The sequence below is a fragment of the Aeromicrobium sp. S22 genome, assembly GCF_009661045.1.
Classification (GTDB): domain Bacteria; phylum Actinomycetota; class Actinomycetes; order Propionibacteriales; family Nocardioidaceae; genus Aeromicrobium; species Aeromicrobium yanjiei.
Map to the genome: position 1 here is coordinate 220,431 of NZ_WJWV01000002.1, position 21,312 is coordinate 241,742.

The following is a 21,312-nucleotide window of genomic DNA, read 5'->3' on the forward strand; positions in this document are numbered from 1 at the left end:
AGAGTTCGGGACATGTCCCACGGTCGACTTCTCCTCCTCGACAGCGCCAGCCTGTACTTCCGGGCGTTCTTCGGCATCCCCAAGACCCTCACGGCGCCCGACGGCACGGTCGTCAACGCGCTGCGGGGCATCCTCGACTTCACCTCGACCCTGACCACCCAGTACGAGCCCGAGGCCGTGGTGGCGTGCTGGGACGACGACTGGCGGCCGCAGTGGCGGGTCGAGCTCCTCGAGACGTACAAGACGCAACGACTCGACGAGGACGGCGGCGAGGCCGACACCACCGACGGCCTTCTCGGTCCGCAGGTCCCGCTCATCGCCGAGGCCTTCGGCCTGCTGGGCATTCCCGTGGTCGGCGCCGCGGACTACGAGGCGGACGACGTCATCGGCACCCTCGCCGAGGCCTGGGACGGCCCGGTCGACATCGTGACCGGCGACCGCGACCTGTTCCAGCTCGTCGACGACGACCGTGACATCCGCGTCCTCTACGTCGCGAAGGGCGTCTCGAAGCACGACGTCGTCGACAATGCGTGGCTGCGCAGCAAGTACGGCATCGATGCCTCCGACTACGTCGACTTCGCGGTCATGCGTGGCGACCCGTCGGACGGCCTGCCGGGCGTGGCCGGCATCGGCGACAAGACCGCGGCCACGCTGCTCGCCGAGTTCGGCGACCTCGACGCCATCCTCGCTGCGGCCGACGACACCTGGTCCTCGATCAAGCCCCGAGTGCGCCAGTCGCTGCGCGACTCGGTCGACTACATCACGGCGGCCCGCGAGGTCGTCACGGTGCGCCGCGACGTCTGTGAGCTGCCCGACCTGGACGTATCGGCGGACGAGGACGCCTTCACGGCGTTCGGCGAGACCTGGGGGCTCGGCGGCGTCACCGAGCGCGCCCTGGCCGCCCGCTCCCGCCGGGCGTGACGGTCAGGCCGTGATGCTGGTGTAGCTGACGACGCCGTGGCGAAGCAGGTCGAGAGCCTCGCGCGCTGTCGTGCGCAACGGCCCCGGCCCCGCGGCGTCGGCGATCTGCGCCACCACGTCGATGAGCTGCTTCATCGCGCGGACGAAGTCGCCCGCGGCCAGGTCCATGTCGCCCAGGACGTCGTCGAGGGTCGCGTCCTTGCACCACGACCACACGGCCTGGGAGAAGCCGAAGTCCGGCGACCGCAAGAACTTGACGCGGTGCTCGCGCTCGAGCTGCTGCAGGTCCGCGCACAGGTGCGCCATCGTCTCGGCGGCCTCGCGCACGTTGCGGGTCGGGTAGCGAGGCGCGGGCAGGTCGTCGGCGAGCCGCGACGTGTACGTCAGCCCGCTCACGACCGCTGCCAGCTCGGCCGCGTCGAGACCGTCCCAGGTGCCCTGACGCAGGCACTCGCTGACCAGCAGGTCCAGATCGCTGTAGAGGCGCTTGAGACGCAGCCCGTCGGGCGTCACCACGTCGCCGTCGAGGTAGCCGAGCACGTCCAGCACCTCGCACACCCGGTCGAACTGGCGGGCGACGGTGTTGGTGCGCTGCTCGATGCGTCCCCGCTGGTTCTTGGTGTCGCGCTCGAGCTTGAGGTAGCGCTCGGCCCAGCGGGCGTGGGACTCGCGGTCGGGGCACTCGTGGCAGGGGTGCTCACGCAGCTTCTGCCGGATCGCCGCGATGCGCGGGTCCTCGCGCCCCGGCTGGTCGCGGTACGGCTTGTCGCGGTGGAACGAGGCCGCGTCGGCGCGGCTGCGCAGGGCCGACGCGAGGTCGCGGCGGGCCTGGGGGTTGCGCGGGTTGAACGACTTCGGGATGCGCATCGTGGTCAAAGGCTGGACCGGCGCCGGGAAGTCGATCATCGCGAGTCGCCGGGCGTGGCGGTTGGCCGTCAGCACCATCGGTCGCGGACCCTCGTGATCGGTGACGCGTCCGGGATCCAGCACGACGGCCAGACCGGCGAACTTGCCGACCGGCACATGGATGACGTCGCCCGGACGCAGCTTGACCAAGGAGGCGATGATCTCCTCGCGCTCAGCCTGGCGGCGCGCCTTCGAGCCGGAGGCCTCGATGTCGCTGAGCTCGCGGCGCAACGAGGCGTACTCCATGAAGTCGCCTCGATCGCAGACGACCTTTTCGCGGTAGCCGTCGAGGGCGTCGTCGGCCTTGCGGATCTGCCGCGCGAGCCCGACGACCGCACGATCGGCCTGGAACTGCGCGAACGACTGCTCGAGCAGCTCCCTGGCCACGGTGCGCCCGACCTGGCCCACGAGATTGACCGCCATGTTGTACGACGGGTGGAACGAGGAGTTGAGCGGATACGTCCGGGTGCTGGCCAGGCCCGCGACCTGCTTGGGGTCCAGGCCGTGCTGCCACAGCACCACGCCGTGACCCTCGACGTCGATGCCGCGGCGTCCGGCGCGGCCGGTCAGCTGGGTGTACTCCCCCGGCGTGATGTTGGCGTGGGTCTCGCCGTTCCACTTCGAGAGCTTCTCGATCACGACCGAGCGCGCGGGCATGTTGATGCCGAGTGCGAGCGTCTCGGTCGCGAAGATGATCTTGACCAGGCCGTCGCTGAACAGGTCCTCGACGCACTCCTTGAACGTCGGCAGCATCCCGGCGTGGTGGGCCGCGATGCCGCGGACCAGCGCGTCGCGGAACTCGTAGTAGCCGAGGACGTGCAGATCGTCCTCGGGCAGGTGCGCACACGCGGTGTCGACGAACGCGGCGATGTGCGCCTGCTCGTCGGGAGTCGTCAGCGTGAGCCGTGCGTCGAGGCACTGCTGCACCGCGGCGGCGCAGCCGGCCCGGCTGAAGATGAAGCAGATCGCGGGCAGCAGGCCCTCGGCGTCGAGCCGCTCGACGACCTCGACCCGGCTGGGCGTGCGGTTGCGGCTGCGGGGCCGCTTGCCGCCCTTGCCCTTGTGGCCCTTCATCATCCGCGAGAGCTGCCAGTCCTCCCGGGCCAGCCGCTCCAGCGCCTTGTTGACCTCGACGCCCCGGTCGTCCGGGCTCGGCTCGAACAGCGGGAACATCTTGCGTCCCACCATCACGTGCTGGTGCAGCGGGATGGGGCGGCGCTCCTCGACGATCGTGACAGTGTCTCCGCGCACCTCGGTCAGCCAGTCGCCGAACTCCTCGGCGTTGGAGACCGTCGCGGACAGCGAGATCACCGAGACCGACTCGGGCAGGTGGATGATGACCTCTTCCCAGACCGCCCCGCGCATGCGGTCGGCCAGGTAGTGGACCTCGTCCATCACGACGTAGCCGAGGGTGTCGAGAGTGCGCGAGCCCGCGTAGAGCATGTTGCGCAGCACCTCGGTCGTCATGACGACGACGGGCGCCTCACCGTTGATCGTGTTGTCGCCGGTCAGCAGGCCGACGTTGTCGGCGCCGTAGCGATCCACGAGATCGGCGAACTTCTGGTTGGACAGGGCCTTGATGGGGGTGGTGTAGAAGCACTTGCGGCCCGTCGCGATCGCGAGGTGGACGGCGAACTCCCCCACCAGCGTCTTGCCCGATCCGGTGGGCGCCGCGACGAGCACGCCGTGCCCGTCCTCGACGACCTTGCACGCCTCGACCTGGAAGCCGTCGAGGGCGAAGTCGTAGAGGCCGCGGAACTCGGCCAGGCGTGGGTACTGCCGGCTGGCGCGCGATCGGGAGTACCGCTCGGCCGGGGACGACACGCCAAGCTCGCTCATGGTCCCAGCCTACGTGGAAGGCGGTGGCGCGCAGGCGCCCAGCACGGCAGCCCGGACCGCGGGGGCCGAAACCGCCACATCTTGGGTGCGGTGGGTGTGCCACCGTCAGGCCCCCGCATCGGGCTGAGACGGTGGAGCATCCACCGCTCGGGCGGGGACGAGGGGCCGAAACCGCCAAATCTTGGGCGCGTGGCGCCGGGCGGGCTCAGTCGTCGAGCGGGGACAGCTCGTCGTCGGCGAGCTCGGTCCGGGCGGCGATCTTGCGGCGCTTGCGGTCGGTGAGCTTCGCGATGATCTCCGAGAAGAGATAGAGCACGGTCATCGGCACGGCAAGGAACAGCATCGTCAGCGGGTCCGTCGTGGGGGTCGCCACCGCCGCGAACACGAAGATGCCGATCACGATCCACGGCCGCGCACTCGCGAGCTGGGCCGCGCTCACGGCGCCGATGCGGTTGAGCAGCACGACCACCAGGGGGATCTCGGCGGCGACGCCGAAGACCAGCAGCATGCGGATGATGAAGTTGAAGTACTCCGCTCCGGTGATGAGGCTGCCCACCCCGTCGGGCACGAAGCCGATCAGCACGTCCATGGCCTTGGGCAGGATCAGGTACGCCAGCGCGGCTCCGGCGATGAACAGCGGTGCCCCGGTGGCGGTGAGCAGCAGGGCCCACCGCTTCTCGTGCCGGTGCAGGGCGGGCAGGACGAAGGCCCAGATCTGCCACAGCCACACGGGGCTCGACAGCAAGATGCCCACGACCAGCGAGATCTTCAGCTGGAACTGCAGGGCGCCGCCGACTCCTGTGATGACGAGCTCGGAGTCGATCCCGCGCTCCAGCAGCAACGGCTGGATCGACTCGTAGGGTCGGGTCAGGAAGTCCAGCACCGGGTCGTAGAAGACCAGCGCGATGATCGTGCCGACGGCGATCGCCAGGACCGCGCGCACCAACCGGGACCGCAGCTCACGCAGATGTCCCATGAGCGGCATCGTGCCGCCCGGTGCCGGGGGTGGCGTGCCGCGCCTCAGCGCCAAGCGTCAGGCCTGTTCGCGCTTCTTGTCCGCCTCGGACGCCTCGACGGTCTCGAGCGACGCAGGCTTCGCGGGCTTGTCGTCGTCATCGTCGTGCAGCGCCGAGACCTCGGTCTTGAAGATGCGCAGGGCCTTGCCCGAGCCGCGGGCCAGCTCGGGGAGCTTCCTGCCGCCGAACAGCAGGACGACGATCCCCAGGATGATCAGGATCTCCGGAGCACCGATTCCACCTCGGAACATGATTGCTCCCTTCCTCTAGTTCGACGTGACCACTTCATCGTACGCCTGCAAGGCTACGCGGGCTTCCTCGATCACCCGCACCCGAAGGGACTCGGGCTCGACGACGGCCACGGATCCGGCGTTGCGGAGCACGAGTCGGCGCAGCCATCCCCAGTCCGCACCGTAGATCTTGGCCCGCCAGACGCCGTCCCGGCCCTCCTCCAACAGGTCGACCTGGTAGTACTCGGTCAGCCAGTGGGCGCGTGGGTGGAGATCGACCAGGACGTACGGGGTCTGCTCGCCCACCGTGAAGAAGCCGTCGGAGAGATCGCGGGCCTTCGCGTCGTGGTCCTGCGCGTCGACCTCGGTCGCCCGGGCGGCGATGACGCGGTCCAGGCGGAAGAACCGCAGGTCCTCGGCACGGAGGCACCAGGCCTCGAGGTAGAGCCGCCCCTGCTCGGTGAACAGCCGGCGCGGGTCGACCTCACGGTCGGACTGCTGATCGCTCGTGGCAGTGGCGTACGTGATCTGCAGCCGCTTGCCCGAGGCGAGCGCGTGGACGATCTCCCCGTGGATGACCGGGTCGACCTCGTCGAGCAGGACGTCGACGGGCGCGGAGGCGGTGTCGCCGACCGCGCTCTCGAGCTTGGCCAGGGCGCTGTCGATGACCGAGAGCTCGGGCCCGCTGGCCGACGCCCTCAGGGTGCGCAACGCGACGATGAGGGCGATGCCCTCACGAGCGCTGATGCGCAGGGGGCGGGTCATGAACTCCGCGTCGCGGATGTGCACGATGCCGTCCTGCTCCAGCGCGGTGAGGTCGAAGTCGATCAGCTCGCCCGCATACTCCCCCGTGCCGGTGTACATCAGCAGCCGCAGGTCGTCGCGGATCACCTTGGGCGCCACGCCGAACTCCGCCGCGACCTCGTTGACCGGGACGCCGTCATTGCCCTGCAGGTAGGGCACGAGTGCCAGCATCCGCACGACCTGCTGCCTCGACCTGCTCATGCGGACCCCTCCCCGAGACCCAGCGTGCCGCTCACGGCCGCGCGCAGACGCTGCACCACGGCCTCGCGGACCTCAGGGGGCGACAGGGCGACGACGTCGGGGCCGTACGAGGCGACCTCCGCGGCCAGCTCCCAGCGCGAGGAGTAGCGGACCTCGACCTCGTCGTGGTCCTCGTCGATCGGCGTGACCTTCTCGGCGAGCCGGCGCAGCGACTGGCCCCGCCCCTTGCGCATGCGCAGGACGGCCGCCTCGACGGGATCGGGCGGGAACAGGGCGCGCGCCAGGTCCTTCATGTCCGTGCCCTCGGGGATGTCGTACGACCCCGCGGGGCCCTGCGTCTCGACGTCGCCGATGACCCGCGAGAGCCGGAAGATGCGGGGCTCGCCCCGGTCGAGGTCGAGGCCACCGACGTACCAGCGGTCGTGCCACGAGATGATCCCCCACGGCTCCAGGTGCCGCTGCATGGGCTCCTGGTTGGGGCGGGCGTACGCGAAGGTGACGGGGATGCGACGGGTCACGGCGTCCCACATCACGTCGAAGGACGGCTCGTCGGCCGACAGCTTGGGCTCGGCCATCCGCAGGACGCTGGTGTCGACGTCGACACCGATCGCCTTGAGCTTCACCAGGGCGGTCGTCGACTCGCTCGCAAGACCTGCGTGCTCCCACACCTGGGTCGCCAGACCGATGACCGCGGCCTCCTCGCGGGTCAGCTCCAGATCGGGCAGCTCGGCCTCGTCGCGGCGGATGCGATAGCCCGGCTCGTCGTTGAAGTACTTGTCGATCGAGCCCATCTCGACGTTGATGCCGAGCTCACGCAGCTCTTCCTTGTCGCGCTCGAACTTGCGGTCGAACGCCTGGGGCGTCGAGTCGCGGTAGTCGGCGATCGACTCGCGGATCTGGTCCTTCGTGAGGTACTGACGACTCACCAACAAAGCGAAGATGAGGTTCATCAACCTCTCAGTCTTGCGCTCGGCCATGACAGGAGGATGTCAGGAAGCGTCGAGCAAGTCGATGGCGAAGATCAGCGTGTCGTCCTTCAGCTCGCTCTCGGTGCCCGCGTATGCGGTGTCGGGCGGGCACACCAGCACGACGCGGCTGCCGACCTTCTGCCCGACGAGCTCGCTCTGCCAGCACTTGATGAGGCCGCCGAGCGACTGGGTGAACGGGACGCCCTTGGTCCAGCTGGTGTCGAAGACCTTGCCGTCCGGGTACACCTGGCCGACGTACTGGACCGTCACGCTCTGATCGGCCTTGACCTTGGCCCCGTCGCCCTGGATGACGGTGTGCGAGCTCGCCTTGGTCTGCTTCTTCTTGGTCGTGGCCGTCGGGGTGAAGCCGGACGGGTGCTTGTCGCCGTCGAGCTTGAGCTTGGGCAGCGAGGACGGCAGCGCCTTGGCGTCGCCGGTGACCTCGGTGGGGACCTTGGACCGGATGTCGAAGACCAGCACCATGGTGTCGGCCTTGCCGATCTCGAAGCTCGGCTGGCCCTGCTCGCCGAAGCCGTCGGTCGGCGGGATCGCGACCAGCACGCGGCTGCCGACCTTGCGGCCCTCGAGACCCTTGACGAATCCGGCGAGGATCGTGTCCTTGGACAGGGCCACGGTCTGGGGGCTCGCGGCGTACGTGCTGTCGAACAGCTTGGCCGTGGTGCCGTTGACGCCGACGTAGTCGAGCTTGATCGAGTCACCCTCCTCGATCGTGTCGCCGCCGCCCTTCTTGAGGACCTTGCTCTCGGTCTTGGCGACCTCGAAGCCCTTGTCGAAGGTCACCTTGGGGGTCTTGCCGCCGGTGACCTTGATGGCCGACAGGCCGGCGCCGTCCTTGCCGTCACTGCCACCGCATCCGGCGAGGACGAGGCTTGCGGCAATGGATGCCAGGAGAATGCGGCGCACGGAGACAACCTTCGAAGGGAGGGGGACAGATCGTGGGCAATCGTAACGACCGGGCGCAAGGCCCCGGTGCTCACATCCCGTCGATCAGCCTCTGGACGCGCTCGTCCTGGCTCCGGAACGGATCCTTGCAGAGCACGGTGCGCTGCGCCTGGTCGTTGAGCTTGAGGTGCACCCAGTCGACCGTGAAGTCACGGCGCCGCTCCTGCGCCCGCTTGATGAAGTCGCCGCGGAGCCGCGCCCGTGTGGTCTGCGGCGGGACGTTCTTGGCCGCGAACACGTCGAGGTCGTTGGTGACCCGGGCGACCGCACCCTTGTTCTCCAGGAGGTAGAAGATGCCGCGGTCGCGACGGATGTCGTGGTACGCGAGGTCGAGCTGGGCGATCCGCGGATCGCTCCAGGCCATGTCGTGCGTGGACCGGTAGCGGTCGAGCAGCTTGTACTTGATGACCCAGTCGATCTCGCGCTCGACGAGCGAGAGGTCCTCGGACTCGACGGCCTTGAGGGTGCGCTCCCACAGGTCCAGCGCCCGGGTGATCGTCGGCGTGTGCAGGCCGTTCTTGTCGACGAACTCGGCCGCCTTGCCGAAGTACTCGGCCTGGATCTCGAGCGCGGACAGCTCACGACCGTTGGCGAGCTGCACCTTGCGCTGGCCGGTCATGTCGTGCGCGATCTCGCGGATCGCCCGGATCGGGTTGTCCAGCGTCATGTCGCGCATCGAGACGCCGGCCTCGATCATCCGCAGGACGAGGTCGGTCGTCGCGAACTTGAGCAGGGTCGTGGTCTCGCTCATGTTGGAGTCGCCGACGATCACGTGCAGGCGCCGGAAGCGCTCGGCGTCGGCGTGCGGCTCGTCACGGGTGTTGATGATCGGGCGGGAACGGGTCGTCGCGCTCGAGACCCCCTCCCAGATGTGCTCCGCCCGCTGGCTGACCGAGAAGATCGTGCCGCGGGGCGTCTGCTGGATCTTGCCGGCGCCGGTGATGATCTGGCGGGAGACGAGGAACGGGATCAGCACCTCGGCGAGGCGGCTGAACTCCCCCGCCCGGCTCACGAGGTAGTTCTCGTGGCAGCCGTAGGAGTTGCCGGCCGAGTCGGTGTTGTTCTTGAACAGGTAGATGTCGCCCTCGACGCCGTCGTCGGCGAGCCGCTTCTGGGCGTCGATCATCAGGCCCTCGAGGATCCGCTCGCCCGCACGGTCGTGCGTGACCAGGTCGACGAGGTCGTCGCACTCCGGCGTCGCGTACTCGGGATGGCTGCCGACGTCGAGATACAGACGGGCGCCGTTGCGCAGGAACACGTTGCTGCTGCGCCCCCACGACACGACCCGCCGGAACAAGTAGCGAGCCACCTCATCGGGTGACAACCGGCGCTGCCCCTTGAACGAGCACGTGACCCCGTACTCGTTCTCGATACCGAAGATGCGCCGGTCCATGTCGTCAGCCTAGACCGGCACTGCACACTGTGCGTGCTGACGCGCGAACGGGTGTGATCTACGCCGCATCGCCGCTACCATCGCGGCATGACGTCCCTGGCGATCGACCTGCCCATGCCCCCCATGCAGCTGCGCATCATGAAGGAGGACGACGAAGCGCTCGTGAGGAGCGGCACCTCCCTGGCCCGGCTGATGATGGAACGTGGGCTCAAGGCCGACGGCACCCTGCTCGACGTCGGCAGCTGCTACGGGCGTCTCCCTCTCGGGCTGCTGGCCGGCACGGACTTCCACGGCACCTACATCGGCTTCGACGTGCTCCGCAAGCAGGTCAGGTGGTGCAAGCGCAGCCTGACCCCCGTGGCCCCGAACTTCAGGTTCCACCACATCGACGTCAGGAACGACCGCTACAACCCCTCGGGCACCGTCGACCCGCTCGAGGTCCGCTTCCCGGCGAAGATCGGCTCGATCGACACGATCTCGCTGTTCAGCATCTTCACCCACTTCTACCGCGCCGACATCGAGCACTACCTCGGCGAGTTCAAGCGCGTGCTCAAGCCTGGCGGGATCGCCGTCACGACCTGGTTCGTGTACGACGACGCGCGGCTGCCGCTGATCCAGTCCGACGCGAGCGTCTATCCCATGATCTACGAGCTGGACGCGCACACGCGCTACAACGACCCCGACGACCCGTTGCGGGCGATCGCGTTCGAGGAGTCCCTCGTCCGCTCGATGGTCGAGGCCGCCGGTCTCGAAATCGTGACGATCGACCGGGGCACGTGGTGCGGCGAGCCGGGCACGATCTTCCAGGACCTGATCATCCTGCGTCGCCCGGGCGCGTTGAAGGATCGCGTCCGCGCACGCCTCGGGCACGTCAAGCGCCGGGTCCAGCGCACCGTCGAGGAACGTCGGGCCCGGCGCAGCTCGTAGCTAGGCCTCGAGCGCTGCCACCACGTCGGCGTCGCTGAGCCGCTTGAACTTGCGCGGCTGGGGGCGCGAACGGGTCAGGACGCCGATCTCCAGGGCCGCGGCGTCGACCGTGCGCGCCGGGTCGGTGTCCTGACCCAGGGCGGTCACGGCGACCTTGATGGCCGAGGCCAGGTCGAGACCCCGTGTGTAGTGCTCGCCGAGGTACGCCTCGACCTGCTCGCTCTGCCCGCCCATCACGCCGAAGCCCTGCACGTCGGCGACCGAGCCGTCGTACATCAGCCGGTAGACCTGGTCGGACGCGGAGTCGGCACCGAGCTCGCCGACGAAGATCTCGACCTCGTACGGCTTCTCGCTGCCCGCCGAGAAGATCGTCCCGAGCGTCTGGGCGTACGCGTTGGCGAGGCTGCGCCCGGTGACGTCACGACGGTCGTAGGAATAGCCGCGCAGGTCGGCCAGGCGGACGCCCGCGATCCGCAGGTTCTCGAACTCGTTGTAGCGCCCGACCGCGGCGAAGCCGATGCGGTCGTAGATCTCGCTGACCTTGTGCAGCGCCCGCGACGGGTTCTCGGCCACGAACAGGATGCCGTCGGCGTACTGGACGACCGCCACGCTGCGACCGCGGCTGATGCCCTTGCGGGCGAAGTCCGCCCGGTCCTTCATGAGCTGCTCGGGCGAGACGTAGAACTGCTGCGTCATCGGATTCCTCTCCTCGGTCCACGTCTGAAGTCAGTTGAGCGGCGCTGACGGGCCGTCGGGACGCACGAGGCGTCCCCCGATGACGTCGTCGGCGATCGCGCCGACCTCGTCGTCGGCGAGGCGACGGTAGCCGTCTGCCGTCACGACCGACACGACCGGGAAGATCCTGCGGGTGAGGTCGGGACCACCGGTGGCCGAGTCGTCGTCCGCGGCGTCGTAGAGAGCCTGGATCGCGGCGGTGACGCAGTCACCCTCGGTCAGGCCGCGGCTGTAGAGCTTCTTCAGCGAGCCACGGGCGAAGACCGAACCGGAGCCGACGGAGTGGAAGCCGCTGTGCTCCTCGTAGCGACCACCGGTCACGTCGTAGGAGAAGATGCGTCCGCGTTGCGTCTCCAGGTCGAAGCCGGCGAACAGCGGGACGACCGCGAGACCCTGCATCGCGAGTCCGAGGTTGCCGCGGATGAGCGCGGCGAGGCGGTTGGCCTTGCCGTCGGCCGACAGCACCGTGCCCTCGATCTTCTCGTAGTGCTCGAGCTCGACCTGGAACAGGCGCACCATCTCGATCGCGAGCCCCGCGCTGCCCGCGATGCCGATGCACGAGTACTCGTCGGCCGGGAACACCTTCTCGATGTCGCGCTGGGCGATCACGTTGCCCATCGTGGCGCGCCGGTCGCCCGCCATCACCACACCGCCGTCGAAGGTCGCCGCGACGATGGTCGTGGCGTGGGGTGCGAGGTCCGCGTGCGCACCGCCGGTCCGTGAGGCCGCTCCCGGCATGAGCTCAGGAGCGGTACCGGCCAGGTAGTCCGCGAACGAGGAGGATCCGGTCAGACGGGTGCCCTCGGGCAGCATCACTGGCCGCCCTTCTGCACGAAGCTGCGGACGAACTCCTCGGCGTTCTCCTCGAGCACGTCGTCGATCTCGTCGAGGATCGAGTCGACGTCGTCGTCGAGCTTGGCCTTGGCGTCGGCGTCCACCTCGGTCGCGTCGACCTGGTCCTCGGCCTCGGCGGGCTTGCGCGTGTTCTTGTGCTGCTGCTCTGACATGACACAACACTAGCCCCACCTGCCAGCGCCGGCGCGTCCTTCACGCGCTTCAGGACGACCCGGTGACAGCCTGACCGGAGGTAAGGCTAGGCTCACCACACCCCGGTCGTCCTGCGGCCGCCCCTCTGGTCACCGCGTGCTCCCAGCGCGTCACCACTCGAAAGGAACTCCCGTGCGTACACCGCGCCTCCTCGCCTGCGTCGCCGCAGCGTCCCTCCTCCTCGCCGGCTGTGGCAGCACCTCCGATGACTCCCCGTCCGCGGACGGATCGGGCTCCAAGACCCAGTACCCGATCACGATCGAGCACGCGCTCGGCACCGCGACGATCGAGAAGAAGCCCACGCGCGTCGCGACGGTCAACTGGGCCAATCACGAGGTCCCCCTCGCGCTCGGTGTCGTCCCCGTCGGCATGGCCGCCGCGAACTTCGGCGACGACGACGGCGACGGTCTGCTGCCGTGGGTCGACGACAAGCTCAAGGAGCTCGGCGGCGAGAAGCCGGTCCTGTTCGACGAGACCGACGGCATCGACTTCGAGGCGGTCGCCGACACCGCCCCCGACGTCATCCTGGCGTCCTACTCGGGACTGACCAAGGAGGACTACAAGACCCTCAGCGAGATCGCCCCGGTCGTGGCGTACCCCGAGCAGGCGTGGGCGACCGACTGGCGCGAGATGATCGAGCTCAACAGCACCGCGATGGGCATGGCCGACGAGGGCGACAAGCTCGTCGCGGACCTCGAGGCCGAGATCAAGGAGACGGTGGCCAAGGCCCCCGAGCTGGCCGACAAGTCCGCGATGTTCCTGACCCACGTCGACACCACCGACCTGAGTGAGGTCAGCTTCTACACGACGCACGACACCCGCGCGAAGTTCTTCGCGGACCTCGGCCTGAAGACGCCGGCGAGCATCGAGAAGGCCTCGAGCTCGACCGATCAGTTCTCCATGACGCAGAGCGCCGAGCAGGTCGACGCGCTGGACGACGTCGACATCGTCGTGACGTACGGCGACGAGAAGCTGGTCAAGGCGCTCAAGGACGATCCGCTGCTGTCCAAGATGCCCGCAGTCAAGAACGACTCGATCGTCCTGCTGCCCAACACGCCGCTCGGCACCGCCGCGAACCCGACCCCGCTGTCGATCTCGTACGTCCTGAAGGACTACGTCGAGATGATGGCGAAGGCCGCTGCCGGCGCGTGAGTCTTGACCAGCGGCCCGACCGGGTCACCTCCTCGGGCGTCGCCGTCGTGCGACGCCCGAGGCAGGTGCGCCTGGCGTGGCTCGTGCTGGCCCTGGCCGTCCTCGTCGCCCTGATGCTGCTGTCCGTCGCGGTCGGCTCCCGCCCGGTGGGCTGGTCCGACATCGTCGCGGGCCTCGGCGGGTCCAGCGACACCCTCGGCGAGGCGGCCGTCACCAAGCGGATCCCCCGCACGCTCCTCGCGGTCGTGGTCGGTGCCGCGCTCGGTGCGGCCGGAGCCGTGCTGCAGGGCGTGACCCGCAACCCCCTGGCAGATCCGGAGATCCTCGGCGTCAACATGGGCGCCTCGCTCGCAGTCGTCGTCGGCATCGCCTGGTTCGGGATGAGCACCCCCTCGAGCTTCGTGTGGGTCGCGATCGGCGGCGCCGCGGCTGCAGCCGTGTTCGTCTACGTCGTCGCGTCGCTCGGACGCGGGGGGACGACACCGCTCAAGCTGGCGCTCGCAGGCACCGCGACCTCGGCGGCGTTCGCCTCGTTCATCACCGCCCTGGTGCTCCCCCGCGGCGACATCTCCGGCAATGTGCGCTCGTGGCAGATTGGTGGTGTCGGCGGGGCCTCGTTCGACACGATCCGCCTCGTCCTGCCGTTCCTGCTGATCGGCTTCGCGATCTGCCTCCTGACCTCGCGCGGGCTCAACACGCTGGCCCTCGGCGACGACGTCGCGTCTGCCCTCGGCGAGCACGTCGGGCTGACGCGTGCGGCGGCAGCCGTCGGAGCCGTCATGCTGTGCGGCGCCAGCACGTCCGTCGCGGGGCCCATCGGCTTCGTGGGGCTGCTCATCCCCCACCTGTGCCGCCTCCTGGTGGGCGTCGACCACCGTTGGCTCATCCCGTTCTCGGCCGTCGGCGGGGCCGCGCTGCTGACGGCCGCGGACGTCGCCGGACGCGTCGTGGCCCGGCCCAGCGAGATCGACGTCGGCATCATCACCGCGCTGATCGGCGCGCCCTTCTTCATCCACATCGTCCGCCGGCACAAGGTGCGTGAGCTGTGAGCAGCCAGACCGTGCAGCTCGTCACGAGCAGCCGGGCGCGCCGGTCCGCACGCCGTCGCGTCGTCACGGCCGTCCTGGCGGTCCTGGTCGTCGCCGCGTTCGCGACCAGCCTCATGGTCGGCCGGACGTTCTACCCGCCGGCCGACGTCTGGGCCGTCATCACCGGCCACGACGTGCCGGGCGCATCCTTCACGGTGGGACGCCTCCGGCTCCCCCGCGCGGTCATGGGGCTCATCGCCGGACTGTGCTTCGGGCTGTCCGGCGTCACCTTCCAGACGATGCTCCGCAACCCGCTGGCCAGTCCCGACGTGATCGGCATCAGCGCGGGCGCCAGCGCGGCTGCCGCCTTCGCGATCGTGTCGCTCTCGCTGAGCGGTCCCGCGGTGTCCCTGTTCGCGATCACCGTGGGTCTCGGCGTCGCGATGCTCATCTACGTCCTGTCCTACCGGGACGGTGTGGCCGGCACCCGACTCATCCTCATCGGGATCGGCGTCGCGGCGATGCTGGAGAGCCTCACTGCGTACGTCCTCAGCCGGGCCGCCCAGTGGGACCTGCAGGAGGCACAGCGGTGGCTGACCGGGAGCCTCAACGGCGCCGGCTGGGAGGACGTGCTCCCGACGCTGGTCGCACTGCTCGTCCTCGCTCCCCTCCTGCTCTCGCAGCTGCGCGACCTGGGGATGCTGCAGCTCGGCGACGACGCGGCATCGGCCCTCGGTGTGCGCGTCGAGCTGACCCGGCTCGTGGTGATCGTGAGCGCGGTCGGGCTGATCGCCTTCGCGACCGCCGCGACCGGACCGATCGCGTTCGTCGCCTTCCTCGCCGGCCCGATCGCCGCCCGCATCGTCGGTCCGGGCGGGTCGCTGCTCGTACCGGCCGCACTCGTGGGGGCCCTCCTGGTGCTGGTGGCCGACCTGTGCGGCCAGTACGCCTTCGGGCACCGCTATCCCGTGGGCGTCGTCACCGGTGTGCTGGGCGCGCCGTACCTGATCTATCTCATCATCCGCACCAACCGCGCCGGAGGCTCGCTGTGACCACCGACCACACCCTCACGGTCGAGGGCCTCACCCTCGGCTACCGCGACCGCACCGTGATCGAGGACCTGTCCCTGGTGGTCCCCACGGGCCGGGTCACCGCGATCGTCGGGGCCAATGCGTGCGGCAAGTCGACCCTGCTGCGCTCGATGTCCCGCCTGCTCGTCCCGCGGGCCGGCCAGGTGCTGCTCGACGGCAAGCAGGTCCACCGGCTGCCCGCGAAGGAGCTCGCACGGACCCTCGGCCTGCTGCCCCAGTCACCCCTGGCGCCCGAGGGCATCACGGTGAGCGATCTCGTGGGACGCGGACGTCACCCGCACCAGCGGCTCATGTCGCGGTGGTCCGCCGAGGACGACGAGGCGGTCGCGGCGGCGCTCGAGGCGACCGACACCGTCGAGCTGGCGGACCGCTCGGTCGACGAGCTGTCGGGCGGCCAGCGGCAGCGGGTCTGGATCGCGATGGCGCTGGCCCAGCGCACCGACGTCCTGCTGCTCGACGAGCCCACGACATTCCTCGACGTCAGCCACCAGATCGAGGTGCTCGACCTGCTGACCGACCTCAACCGCGACCGCGGCACCACGATCGTCATGGTGCTGCACGACCTCAACCTCGCGGCGCGGTACGCCGATCAGCTCATCGCCCTGGCCGGTGGCCGGGTGCACGCGGTGGGCGAGCCGCACGTGGTGCTGACCGAGGACGTCGTGCGCGAGGTGTTCGGCCTCGAGTGCAGCGTGATCGTCGACCCCGTGTCGGGGCGTCCGCTGATGCTGCCGATCGGACGTCACGGCGTGGCGCCCGATCGCGCCGGCGTCTCAGCGTCCGGTGATCGCTGAGAACAGCTCGGCAGCGGTCGTGCTGGACTCGAACAGCGCGCCGACGTGCTCGGCCGTCCCGCGCAGGGGCTCCATCGTGGGGATCCGCTGCAGCGAGTCGCGCCCGGGCAGGTCGAAGATCACCGAGTCCCACGACGCCGCGGCGATGTCCCTGCTGAACTTCGCCAGGCACATGCCCCGGAAGTACGCCCGGGTGTCGCGCGGCGGATCGACCACGGCGGCCGAGACCTGGTCGTCGGTGAGGAGCCGGTCCATGCGCCCGGTGCGCACGAGCTGGTGGTACAGCCCCTTGTGCAGCCGGACGTCGTGGTACTGCAGGTCGACCAGGTGCAGCTTGGGGTGGTCCCAGTCGAGCGCGTCGCGCTCGCGGTAGCGCTCGAGCAGGGCGAGCTTCGCGACCCAGTCGAGCTCGCGGACGCACTCCATGGGGTCGCGGCCGAGCCGGTCCAGCACGCTCTCCCAGCGGCGAAGGACGTCGTCGGTCTGCTCGTCGGAACCCTCTCGCGCGACGAACTCCTTCGCGAGCTGGAGGTACTCCCCCTGCAGCTCCAGCGCCGTGACGGTCCGCCCGTCGGCCAGCTCGACCTTCTGCGTCAGCGTCGGGTCGTGGGAGATGTCGTGGACGGCCGTGACGGGTGCCGCCAGGGCGAGGCTGCGGTGGATGAAACCGGCCTCGATCATCGCCAGCACCAGCGACGTCGTGCCGTGCTTGAGGTAGATCGCGGTCTCGGAGCAGTTGGCGTCGCCGATGATGACGTGCAGGCGCCGGTACTTCTTGGGATCCGCGTGCGGCTCGTCCCGGGTGTTGATGATCGGACGCTTGAGGGTCGTCTCGAGACCGACGCCCACCTCGAAGTAGTCGGCGCGCTGGCTGATCTGGAACGCGTGGACGCTGCCGTCCTGCCGCTGTCCCACTCGACCGGCGCCCGTGAACACCTGGCGGGAGACGAAGAACGGGGTCAGGTGCTCGACGATCTGGTCGAACGGCACGTCACGTCGCATGAGGTAGTTCTCGTGCGAGCCGTAGGACGCGCCCTTGTTGTCGACGTTGTTCTTGTACAGGACGATCGGTGCGGCGTTGGGGATCTGACCGGCCAGGTCGGCGCCGAGGCGCATGACGTTCTCGCCCGCCTTCTCCCACCGGACGACGTCGAGCGGGTTGGTGACCTCGGGGCTCGAGTACTCCGGGTGCGCGTGGTCCACGTACAGCCGGGCGCCGTTGGTCAAGATGATGTTGGCCAGGCCCATGTCCTCGTCGGTGAGCTGCGACGGGTCGGCGGCGGCCCGGCTCAGGTCGAACCCCCGTGCGTCCCGCAGCGGGCTCTCCTCCTCGAAGTCCCACCGCGCGCGGCGGGTCAGGCCGTGCGCTGCGGCGTACGCGTTGACGACGTGCGTCGACGCCACCATGGGATTGGCGTGGGGCTGGCCCTGCACGGCGATGCCGTACTCGACCTCGCTGCCCTGGACGCGACGAACAGTCATGGCGTCAGCCTACGGTCCCGGCGGTGGAGTCACGCGCTGTGAGGCCCGCGGCGACCAGGCGCGTCGCGAGCGAGCGCGCGTCGGCCAGGGCCTCGGGCTGGGAGCCGGCGGTCAGCTGCACGGTGGCGCCCTCCTGCACCAGCGCGAGCTCACGGCCCCGTCGTCCCGCCTCGGGCACGTCGAGCTCGGTGAGCAGCCGGACGTAGTAGTCGCGGGTCCAGCCCTTCTCCTCGGCGATGACCGGCAGGGCCGGGTGCCCGGTGCCGGCCAGCTCGGCGTAGGCGTTGACGAAGCCGCACCCGCGCGAGCTCCGCGCCAGCCATCCCTCGAGCGCGTCGAGAACTGCGAGCACCCGCGCGGGACCCGGCTCGGGGTGGTGCTCGTCGACATAGGTCGTGACGTACGCGCGCCAGCGGTCGCGACGCTCACACAGATAGGCGTTGATCAGTCCGTCCTTGGACCCGAACCGGTCATAGATCGTCTTCTTCGTCGTCCCGGCCTCCTCCGCGATGCGCTCGACGCCGACGGCACGGATGCCGTGGTCGTAGAACAGCTCGGACGCGGTGCGCAGGATGCGCACCGCCGTCGGGGTCATGCGGGGCTCGAGGACGGTCGTCATGGGAGATCCTCCGGAACCTACACTGCGGGTATACCGAACGGTATGGTTATCTGGGGCACATGTCCATCCCCCCGCTGCGTGCGAGCCTCGCCCCGTCCCTTGCGCTGGTGGTGCTGTGGAGCTCGGGGTTCATCGGAGCCGAGCTCGGCACCCGCGAGGCGCCCGCCGCCACCCTGCTCGCCTGGCGCTACCTGGTGGCCGCAGCGATCCTGGTCGCGGTGTGCGTGTGGCGTCGCGAGCGGTTCGAGCGCGACGTCGTCCGCCGCCAGGTGCTGCTGGGGTCGCTCGCCCAGGTCGCCTACCTCGGCCTGGTCGTCGGTGGCGTGGCCCTCGGTGCGACGGCAGGCACCACCGCGCTGATCGCGTCGTTGCAGCCGCTCGTGGTGGTCGCCCTGGCCGCCGCGGTGCTGGGCGAGCGCGCTCGTGGGGCGCAGCTGGGCGGGCTCGGCCTGGGCCTGGCGGGGGTCCTGCTGGTCGTCGGCGGCGACCTGTCGTCCGGCGACGTCGCGTGGTGGGTCTACCTGCTGCCGGTCGGCGGAATGCTGGCGCTGTCGTCCGCCACGGTGCTGCAGCAGCGGTGGCAGCCGTCGGAGTCCGTGTTGCTGTCCCTGACGATCCAGACGCTCACGGGCGCGGTCGGCTTCTGGCTGCTGGCGGTCGTCGACGGCTCCGCCACCGCGCCGACGACCGGTGGGTTCTGGACGGCCGTGGCCTGGGTCGTCGTGCTCTCGAGCTTCGGCGGCTATGGCTCCTACCTGTACGTCACGCGCACCCAGGGAGCCACCCGCGCCAGCACGTGGCTCTACCTCACCCCGCCCACCACGATGCTGTGGGCCGCGCTGATGTTCGGCGACCGGGTCACCCCGCTCGGGCTCGTCGGCCTCGGCGTCAGCGCGTTGGGGGTCGCGCTCGCGATCCGCTCCCCTGCGGCCGCCACGGCTGACGTGCGCGGGTGAGACGTCAGGCGATCTGCTTGCCGAGGTGGACGCTGTCGTCGTAGTCGCGGTAGAAGCCGAACTTGGGCACCTCGACGTACCCCGAGGAGTGGTAGAGCGCGATGGCCTCGGGCTGCGCCAGCCCGGTCTCCAGCACCAGTCGGGTGATGCCGGCGGCAGCGGCCGACCGCTCGAGCTCGGCCAGGATCGCCCGGGCGAGGCCCCGGCGGGCGTACACGGGACGGACGTACATGCGCTTGATCTCGCCGTCGGACTCCCCCGCAGGTCCACCGCGGCGCCAGCCACCCATCGCGGCCGGCACGTCGTCGACGTAGATCATCACGAAGTGGCCGCCGGGCGGGTCGAACTGGTGGACGTCGATCGGCGAGATGTCGCCGTCGCCGCCGTAGCGTCGTCCGTACTCCGCCTGGACCTCGGCCGTGAGCTGCTGGGCGTCGTCCGTGGCGTACGAGACGACGCGAAGATCGTGCGTCAGGGCGTGCTCCATCGAGGTGTCAGAGGTACTGGCCGGTGTTGGCGACCGTGTCGATCGACCGACCCGGCTCATTGCCGCTCTTGCCGGAGATCAGGGTGCGGATGAACACGATGCGCTCACCCTTCTTGCCCGAGATCCGCGCCCAGTCGTCGGGGTTGGTCGTGTTGGGCAGGTCCTCGTTCTCCTTGAACTCATCGAGGCACGCCTGCAGCATGTGCTGCACCCGCAGCCCGCGCTGACCGTGCTCGAGGAGATCCTTGATGGCCATCTTCTTGGCGCGGTCGACGATGTTCTGGATCATGGCGCCGGAGTTGAAGTCCTTGAAGTACAGGACCTCCTTGTCACCGTTGGCGTAGGTGACCTCGAGGAACTGGTTGTCCTCGGACTCGGTGTACATGCGCTCGACCGTGCGCTGGATCATCCCGTCGACGGTGTCCTGCCGGTTGCCGCCCCACTCGGCCAGGTCGTCGGCGTGCAGCGGCAGACCCGCGGTGAGGTACTTGCTGAAGATGTCGCGGGCCGACTCGGCGTCGGGGCGCTCGATCTTGATCTTGACGTCCAGGCGCCCGGGACGCAGGATCGCCGGGTCGATCATGTCCTCGCGGTTGGACGCACCGATCACCAGGACGTTCTCGAGACCCTCGACGCCGTCGATCTCGCTCAGCAGCTGCGGGACGATGGTGTTCTCGACGTCGGAGGAGACGCCCGAGCCGCGGGTGCGGAACAGCGAGTCCATCTCGTCGAAGAACACGATGACCGGGGTGCCCTCACTGGCCTTCTCGCGGGCCCGCTGGAACACCAGGCGGATGTGCCGCTCGGTCTCGCCGACGTACTTGTTGAGCAGCTCGGGGCCCTTGATGTTGAGGAAGAACGAACGTCCCTCCTCCCCCGTCTTCTCCGAGACCTTCTTGGCCAGGGACGCCGCGACCGCCTTGGCGATCATGGTCTTGCCGCAGCCGGGAGGACCGTAGAGCAGCACGCCCTTGGGCGGCTTGAGCTCGTGCTCGATGAAGATGTCGGGGTGCAGGTAGGGCAGCTCGACCGCGTCACGGATCGACTCGATCTGGCCACGCAGGCCGCCGATCGACTCGTAGTCGATGTCGGGCACCTCCTCGAGGACGAGCTCCTCGACCTCGGACTTCGGGACGCGCTCGTAGACGTAGCCCGAGCGGCTGTCGAGCAGCAGCGAGTCGCCGGGGCGGATCTTCAGGCCGAGCAGCGGCTCGGCCAGACGCACGACCCGCTCCTCGTCGGCATTGCCCATCACCAGGGCGCGCTCCCCGTCGGCGAGGATCTCCTTGAGCGAGACGACCTCGCCGGTCTGCTCGAAGTCCAGGGCCGTGACGACGTTCATCGCCTCGTTCAGGATGACTTCCTGGCCCTTGCGCAAGGCGTCCTTGTCGACCGACGGGCTCACGGTGACCCGCAGCTTGCGTCCGCCGGTGAACACGTCGACCGACTCGTCGTCGTTGCGCTGCAGGAACGTGCCGAAGCCGGTCGGGGGCTGGGCCAGCCGGTCGACCTCTTCCTTGAGCGTCACGATCTGGTCGCGGGCCTCGCGAAGGGTCACGGTGAGCCGCTCGTTCTGGCCGCTCGTGGCGGCCAGCTTGGCCTCGAGCTCGGAGAGCCGCGAGTCGGTCGAGCGCTGAGTGCCGAGACGGCGGCGCAGATGCTCGACCTCGGCCCGCAAGTAGGCGGCCTCCTGCTCGGACCCGCGCGCCGGACCACTCATGCCGGTGTGCTCGTTCTCACTCATCAGACACCT

21 protein-coding genes are annotated in these 21,312 nt (G+C 69.4%); 7 read left to right on the forward strand and 14 right to left on the reverse strand.

Annotated elements, in window-relative coordinates:
* Window positions 1-12 precede the first annotated feature (12 nt).
* A complete protein-coding gene (locus GEV27_RS09755; protein WP_153934155.1) occupies window positions 13-921 on the forward strand; it encodes a 5'-3' exonuclease in 909 nt (302 codons plus the stop codon).
* Between the two features lie 3 nt (window positions 922-924).
* On the opposite strand, the gene GEV27_RS09760 is transcribed toward GEV27_RS09755, so the two are convergent.
* The 7 genes from GEV27_RS09760 to pafA form a co-directional block, all read right to left on the reverse strand.
* Window positions 925-3,666 (reverse strand): RNA helicase, encoded by a 2,742-nt coding sequence (locus GEV27_RS09760; protein ID WP_153934156.1) that lies wholly within the window; start codon window positions 3,664-3,666, stop codon window positions 925-927.
* A gap of 205 nt (window positions 3,667-3,871) precedes the next feature.
* Window positions 3,872-4,642 (reverse strand): twin-arginine translocase subunit TatC, encoded by a 771-nt coding sequence (tatC, locus tag GEV27_RS09765; protein WP_228765145.1) that lies wholly within the window; start codon window positions 4,640-4,642, stop codon window positions 3,872-3,874.
* A gap of 57 nt (window positions 4,643-4,699) precedes the next feature.
* Window positions 4,700-4,933, reverse strand: coding sequence for a twin-arginine translocase TatA/TatE family subunit (tatA, locus tag GEV27_RS09770; protein WP_153652714.1), 234 nt, complete (start codon window positions 4,931-4,933; stop codon window positions 4,700-4,702).
* A 15-nt stretch (window positions 4,934-4,948) separates the two neighbouring features.
* Window positions 4,949-5,917, reverse strand: a complete 969-nt coding sequence (locus GEV27_RS09775; protein WP_153934157.1) for a YafY family protein — start codon at window positions 5,915-5,917, stop codon at window positions 4,949-4,951.
* On the reverse strand, window positions 5,914-6,843 hold the full coding sequence (locus tag GEV27_RS09780) for a WYL domain-containing protein (RefSeq protein WP_309222152.1): 930 nt from the start codon (window positions 6,841-6,843) through the stop codon (window positions 5,914-5,916). Before GEV27_RS09780 ends, GEV27_RS09775 begins: the two co-directional genes overlap by 4 nt.
* A 63-nt stretch (window positions 6,844-6,906) precedes the next feature.
* The gene (locus GEV27_RS09785) at window positions 6,907-7,809 is read right to left on the reverse strand and encodes an FKBP-type peptidyl-prolyl cis-trans isomerase (protein WP_153652711.1); all 903 of its coding nucleotides are present in this window, start codon (window positions 7,807-7,809) and stop codon (window positions 6,907-6,909) included.
* Window positions 7,810-7,879: 70 nt separating this feature from the next.
* Window positions 7,880-9,241: a Pup--protein ligase gene (pafA, locus tag GEV27_RS09790; RefSeq protein WP_153652710.1), complete on the reverse strand. Its 1,362-nt coding sequence runs from the start codon at window positions 9,239-9,241 to the stop codon at window positions 7,880-7,882.
* A gap of 87 nt (window positions 9,242-9,328) precedes the next feature.
* Here pafA and GEV27_RS09795 point away from each other — a divergent pair, with 87 nt between their 5' ends.
* Complete coding sequence (locus GEV27_RS09795; RefSeq protein WP_153934158.1) at window positions 9,329-10,168, forward strand: class I SAM-dependent methyltransferase; 840 nt, start codon at window positions 9,329-9,331, stop codon at window positions 10,166-10,168.
* Here the strand turns inward: GEV27_RS09795 and prcA are convergent, their stop codons facing one another.
* The 3 genes from prcA to GEV27_RS09810 are packed head-to-tail and all read right to left on the reverse strand — an operon-like array spanning window position 10,169 to window position 11,910.
* Window positions 10,169-10,864 (reverse strand): proteasome subunit alpha, encoded by a 696-nt coding sequence (prcA, locus tag GEV27_RS09800; protein ID WP_153652708.1) that lies wholly within the window; start codon window positions 10,862-10,864, stop codon window positions 10,169-10,171.
* A gap of 30 nt (window positions 10,865-10,894) precedes the next feature.
* Window positions 10,895-11,716: a proteasome subunit beta gene (gene prcB / locus GEV27_RS09805; protein WP_153655026.1), complete on the reverse strand. Its 822-nt coding sequence runs from the start codon at window positions 11,714-11,716 to the stop codon at window positions 10,895-10,897.
* Complete coding sequence (locus tag GEV27_RS09810; protein ID WP_153934159.1) at window positions 11,716-11,910, reverse strand: ubiquitin-like protein Pup; 195 nt, start codon at window positions 11,908-11,910, stop codon at window positions 11,716-11,718. Before GEV27_RS09810 ends, prcB begins: the two co-directional genes overlap by 1 nt.
* Before the next feature lie 172 nt (window positions 11,911-12,082).
* Here GEV27_RS09810 and GEV27_RS09815 point away from each other — a divergent pair, with 172 nt between their 5' ends.
* Genes GEV27_RS09815 through GEV27_RS09830 form a run of 4 tightly spaced genes read left to right on the forward strand, consistent with a single transcriptional unit; the run spans window position 12,083 to window position 16,015 of the window.
* Window positions 12,083-13,102 carry an iron-siderophore ABC transporter substrate-binding protein gene (locus tag GEV27_RS09815; RefSeq protein ID WP_208430823.1) on the forward strand — a complete coding sequence of 340 codons (1,020 nt, stop codon included), beginning with the start codon at window positions 12,083-12,085 and terminating at the stop codon, window positions 13,100-13,102.
* Window positions 13,099-14,151 (forward strand): iron ABC transporter permease, encoded by a 1,053-nt coding sequence (locus GEV27_RS09820; protein WP_309222153.1) that lies wholly within the window; start codon window positions 13,099-13,101, stop codon window positions 14,149-14,151. Before GEV27_RS09815 ends, GEV27_RS09820 begins: the two co-directional genes overlap by 4 nt.
* Complete coding sequence (locus GEV27_RS09825; RefSeq protein WP_309222154.1) at window positions 14,148-15,182, forward strand: iron chelate uptake ABC transporter family permease subunit; 1,035 nt, start codon at window positions 14,148-14,150, stop codon at window positions 15,180-15,182. Before GEV27_RS09820 ends, GEV27_RS09825 begins: the two co-directional genes overlap by 4 nt.
* The gene (locus GEV27_RS09830; protein ID WP_153652704.1) at window positions 15,179-16,015 is read left to right on the forward strand and encodes an ABC transporter ATP-binding protein; all 837 of its coding nucleotides are present in this window, start codon (window positions 15,179-15,181) and stop codon (window positions 16,013-16,015) included. The genes GEV27_RS09825 and GEV27_RS09830 overlap by 4 nt, the downstream gene beginning before the upstream one ends.
* On the opposite strand, the gene dop is transcribed toward GEV27_RS09830, so the two are convergent.
* Together dop and GEV27_RS09840 are read right to left on the reverse strand one after the other, a co-directional pair.
* A complete protein-coding gene (gene dop, locus GEV27_RS09835; RefSeq protein WP_153934160.1) occupies window positions 15,995-17,497 on the reverse strand; it encodes a depupylase/deamidase Dop in 1,503 nt (500 codons plus the stop codon). The genes GEV27_RS09830 and dop overlap by 21 nt on opposite strands.
* A 4-nt stretch (window positions 17,498-17,501) precedes the next feature.
* On the reverse strand, window positions 17,502-18,116 hold the full coding sequence (locus tag GEV27_RS09840) for a TetR/AcrR family transcriptional regulator (protein WP_153934161.1): 615 nt from the start codon (window positions 18,114-18,116) through the stop codon (window positions 17,502-17,504).
* Window positions 18,117-18,175: 59 nt separating this feature from the next.
* Here GEV27_RS09840 and GEV27_RS09845 point away from each other — a divergent pair, with 59 nt between their 5' ends.
* Complete coding sequence (locus GEV27_RS09845) at window positions 18,176-19,072, forward strand: DMT family transporter (RefSeq protein WP_153934162.1); 897 nt, start codon at window positions 18,176-18,178, stop codon at window positions 19,070-19,072.
* Between the two features lie 4 nt (window positions 19,073-19,076).
* Here GEV27_RS09845 and GEV27_RS09850 read toward each other — a convergent pair whose 3' ends face one another.
* Window positions 19,077-19,559 carry a GNAT family N-acetyltransferase gene (locus GEV27_RS09850; protein WP_153652700.1) on the reverse strand — a complete coding sequence of 161 codons (483 nt, stop codon included), beginning with the start codon at window positions 19,557-19,559 and terminating at the stop codon, window positions 19,077-19,079.
* Window positions 19,560-19,566: 7 nt separating this feature from the next.
* Window positions 19,567-21,303, reverse strand: a complete 1,737-nt coding sequence (gene arc, locus GEV27_RS09855) for a proteasome ATPase (protein ID WP_153652699.1) — start codon at window positions 21,301-21,303, stop codon at window positions 19,567-19,569.
* Window positions 21,304-21,312 lie beyond the last annotated feature (9 nt).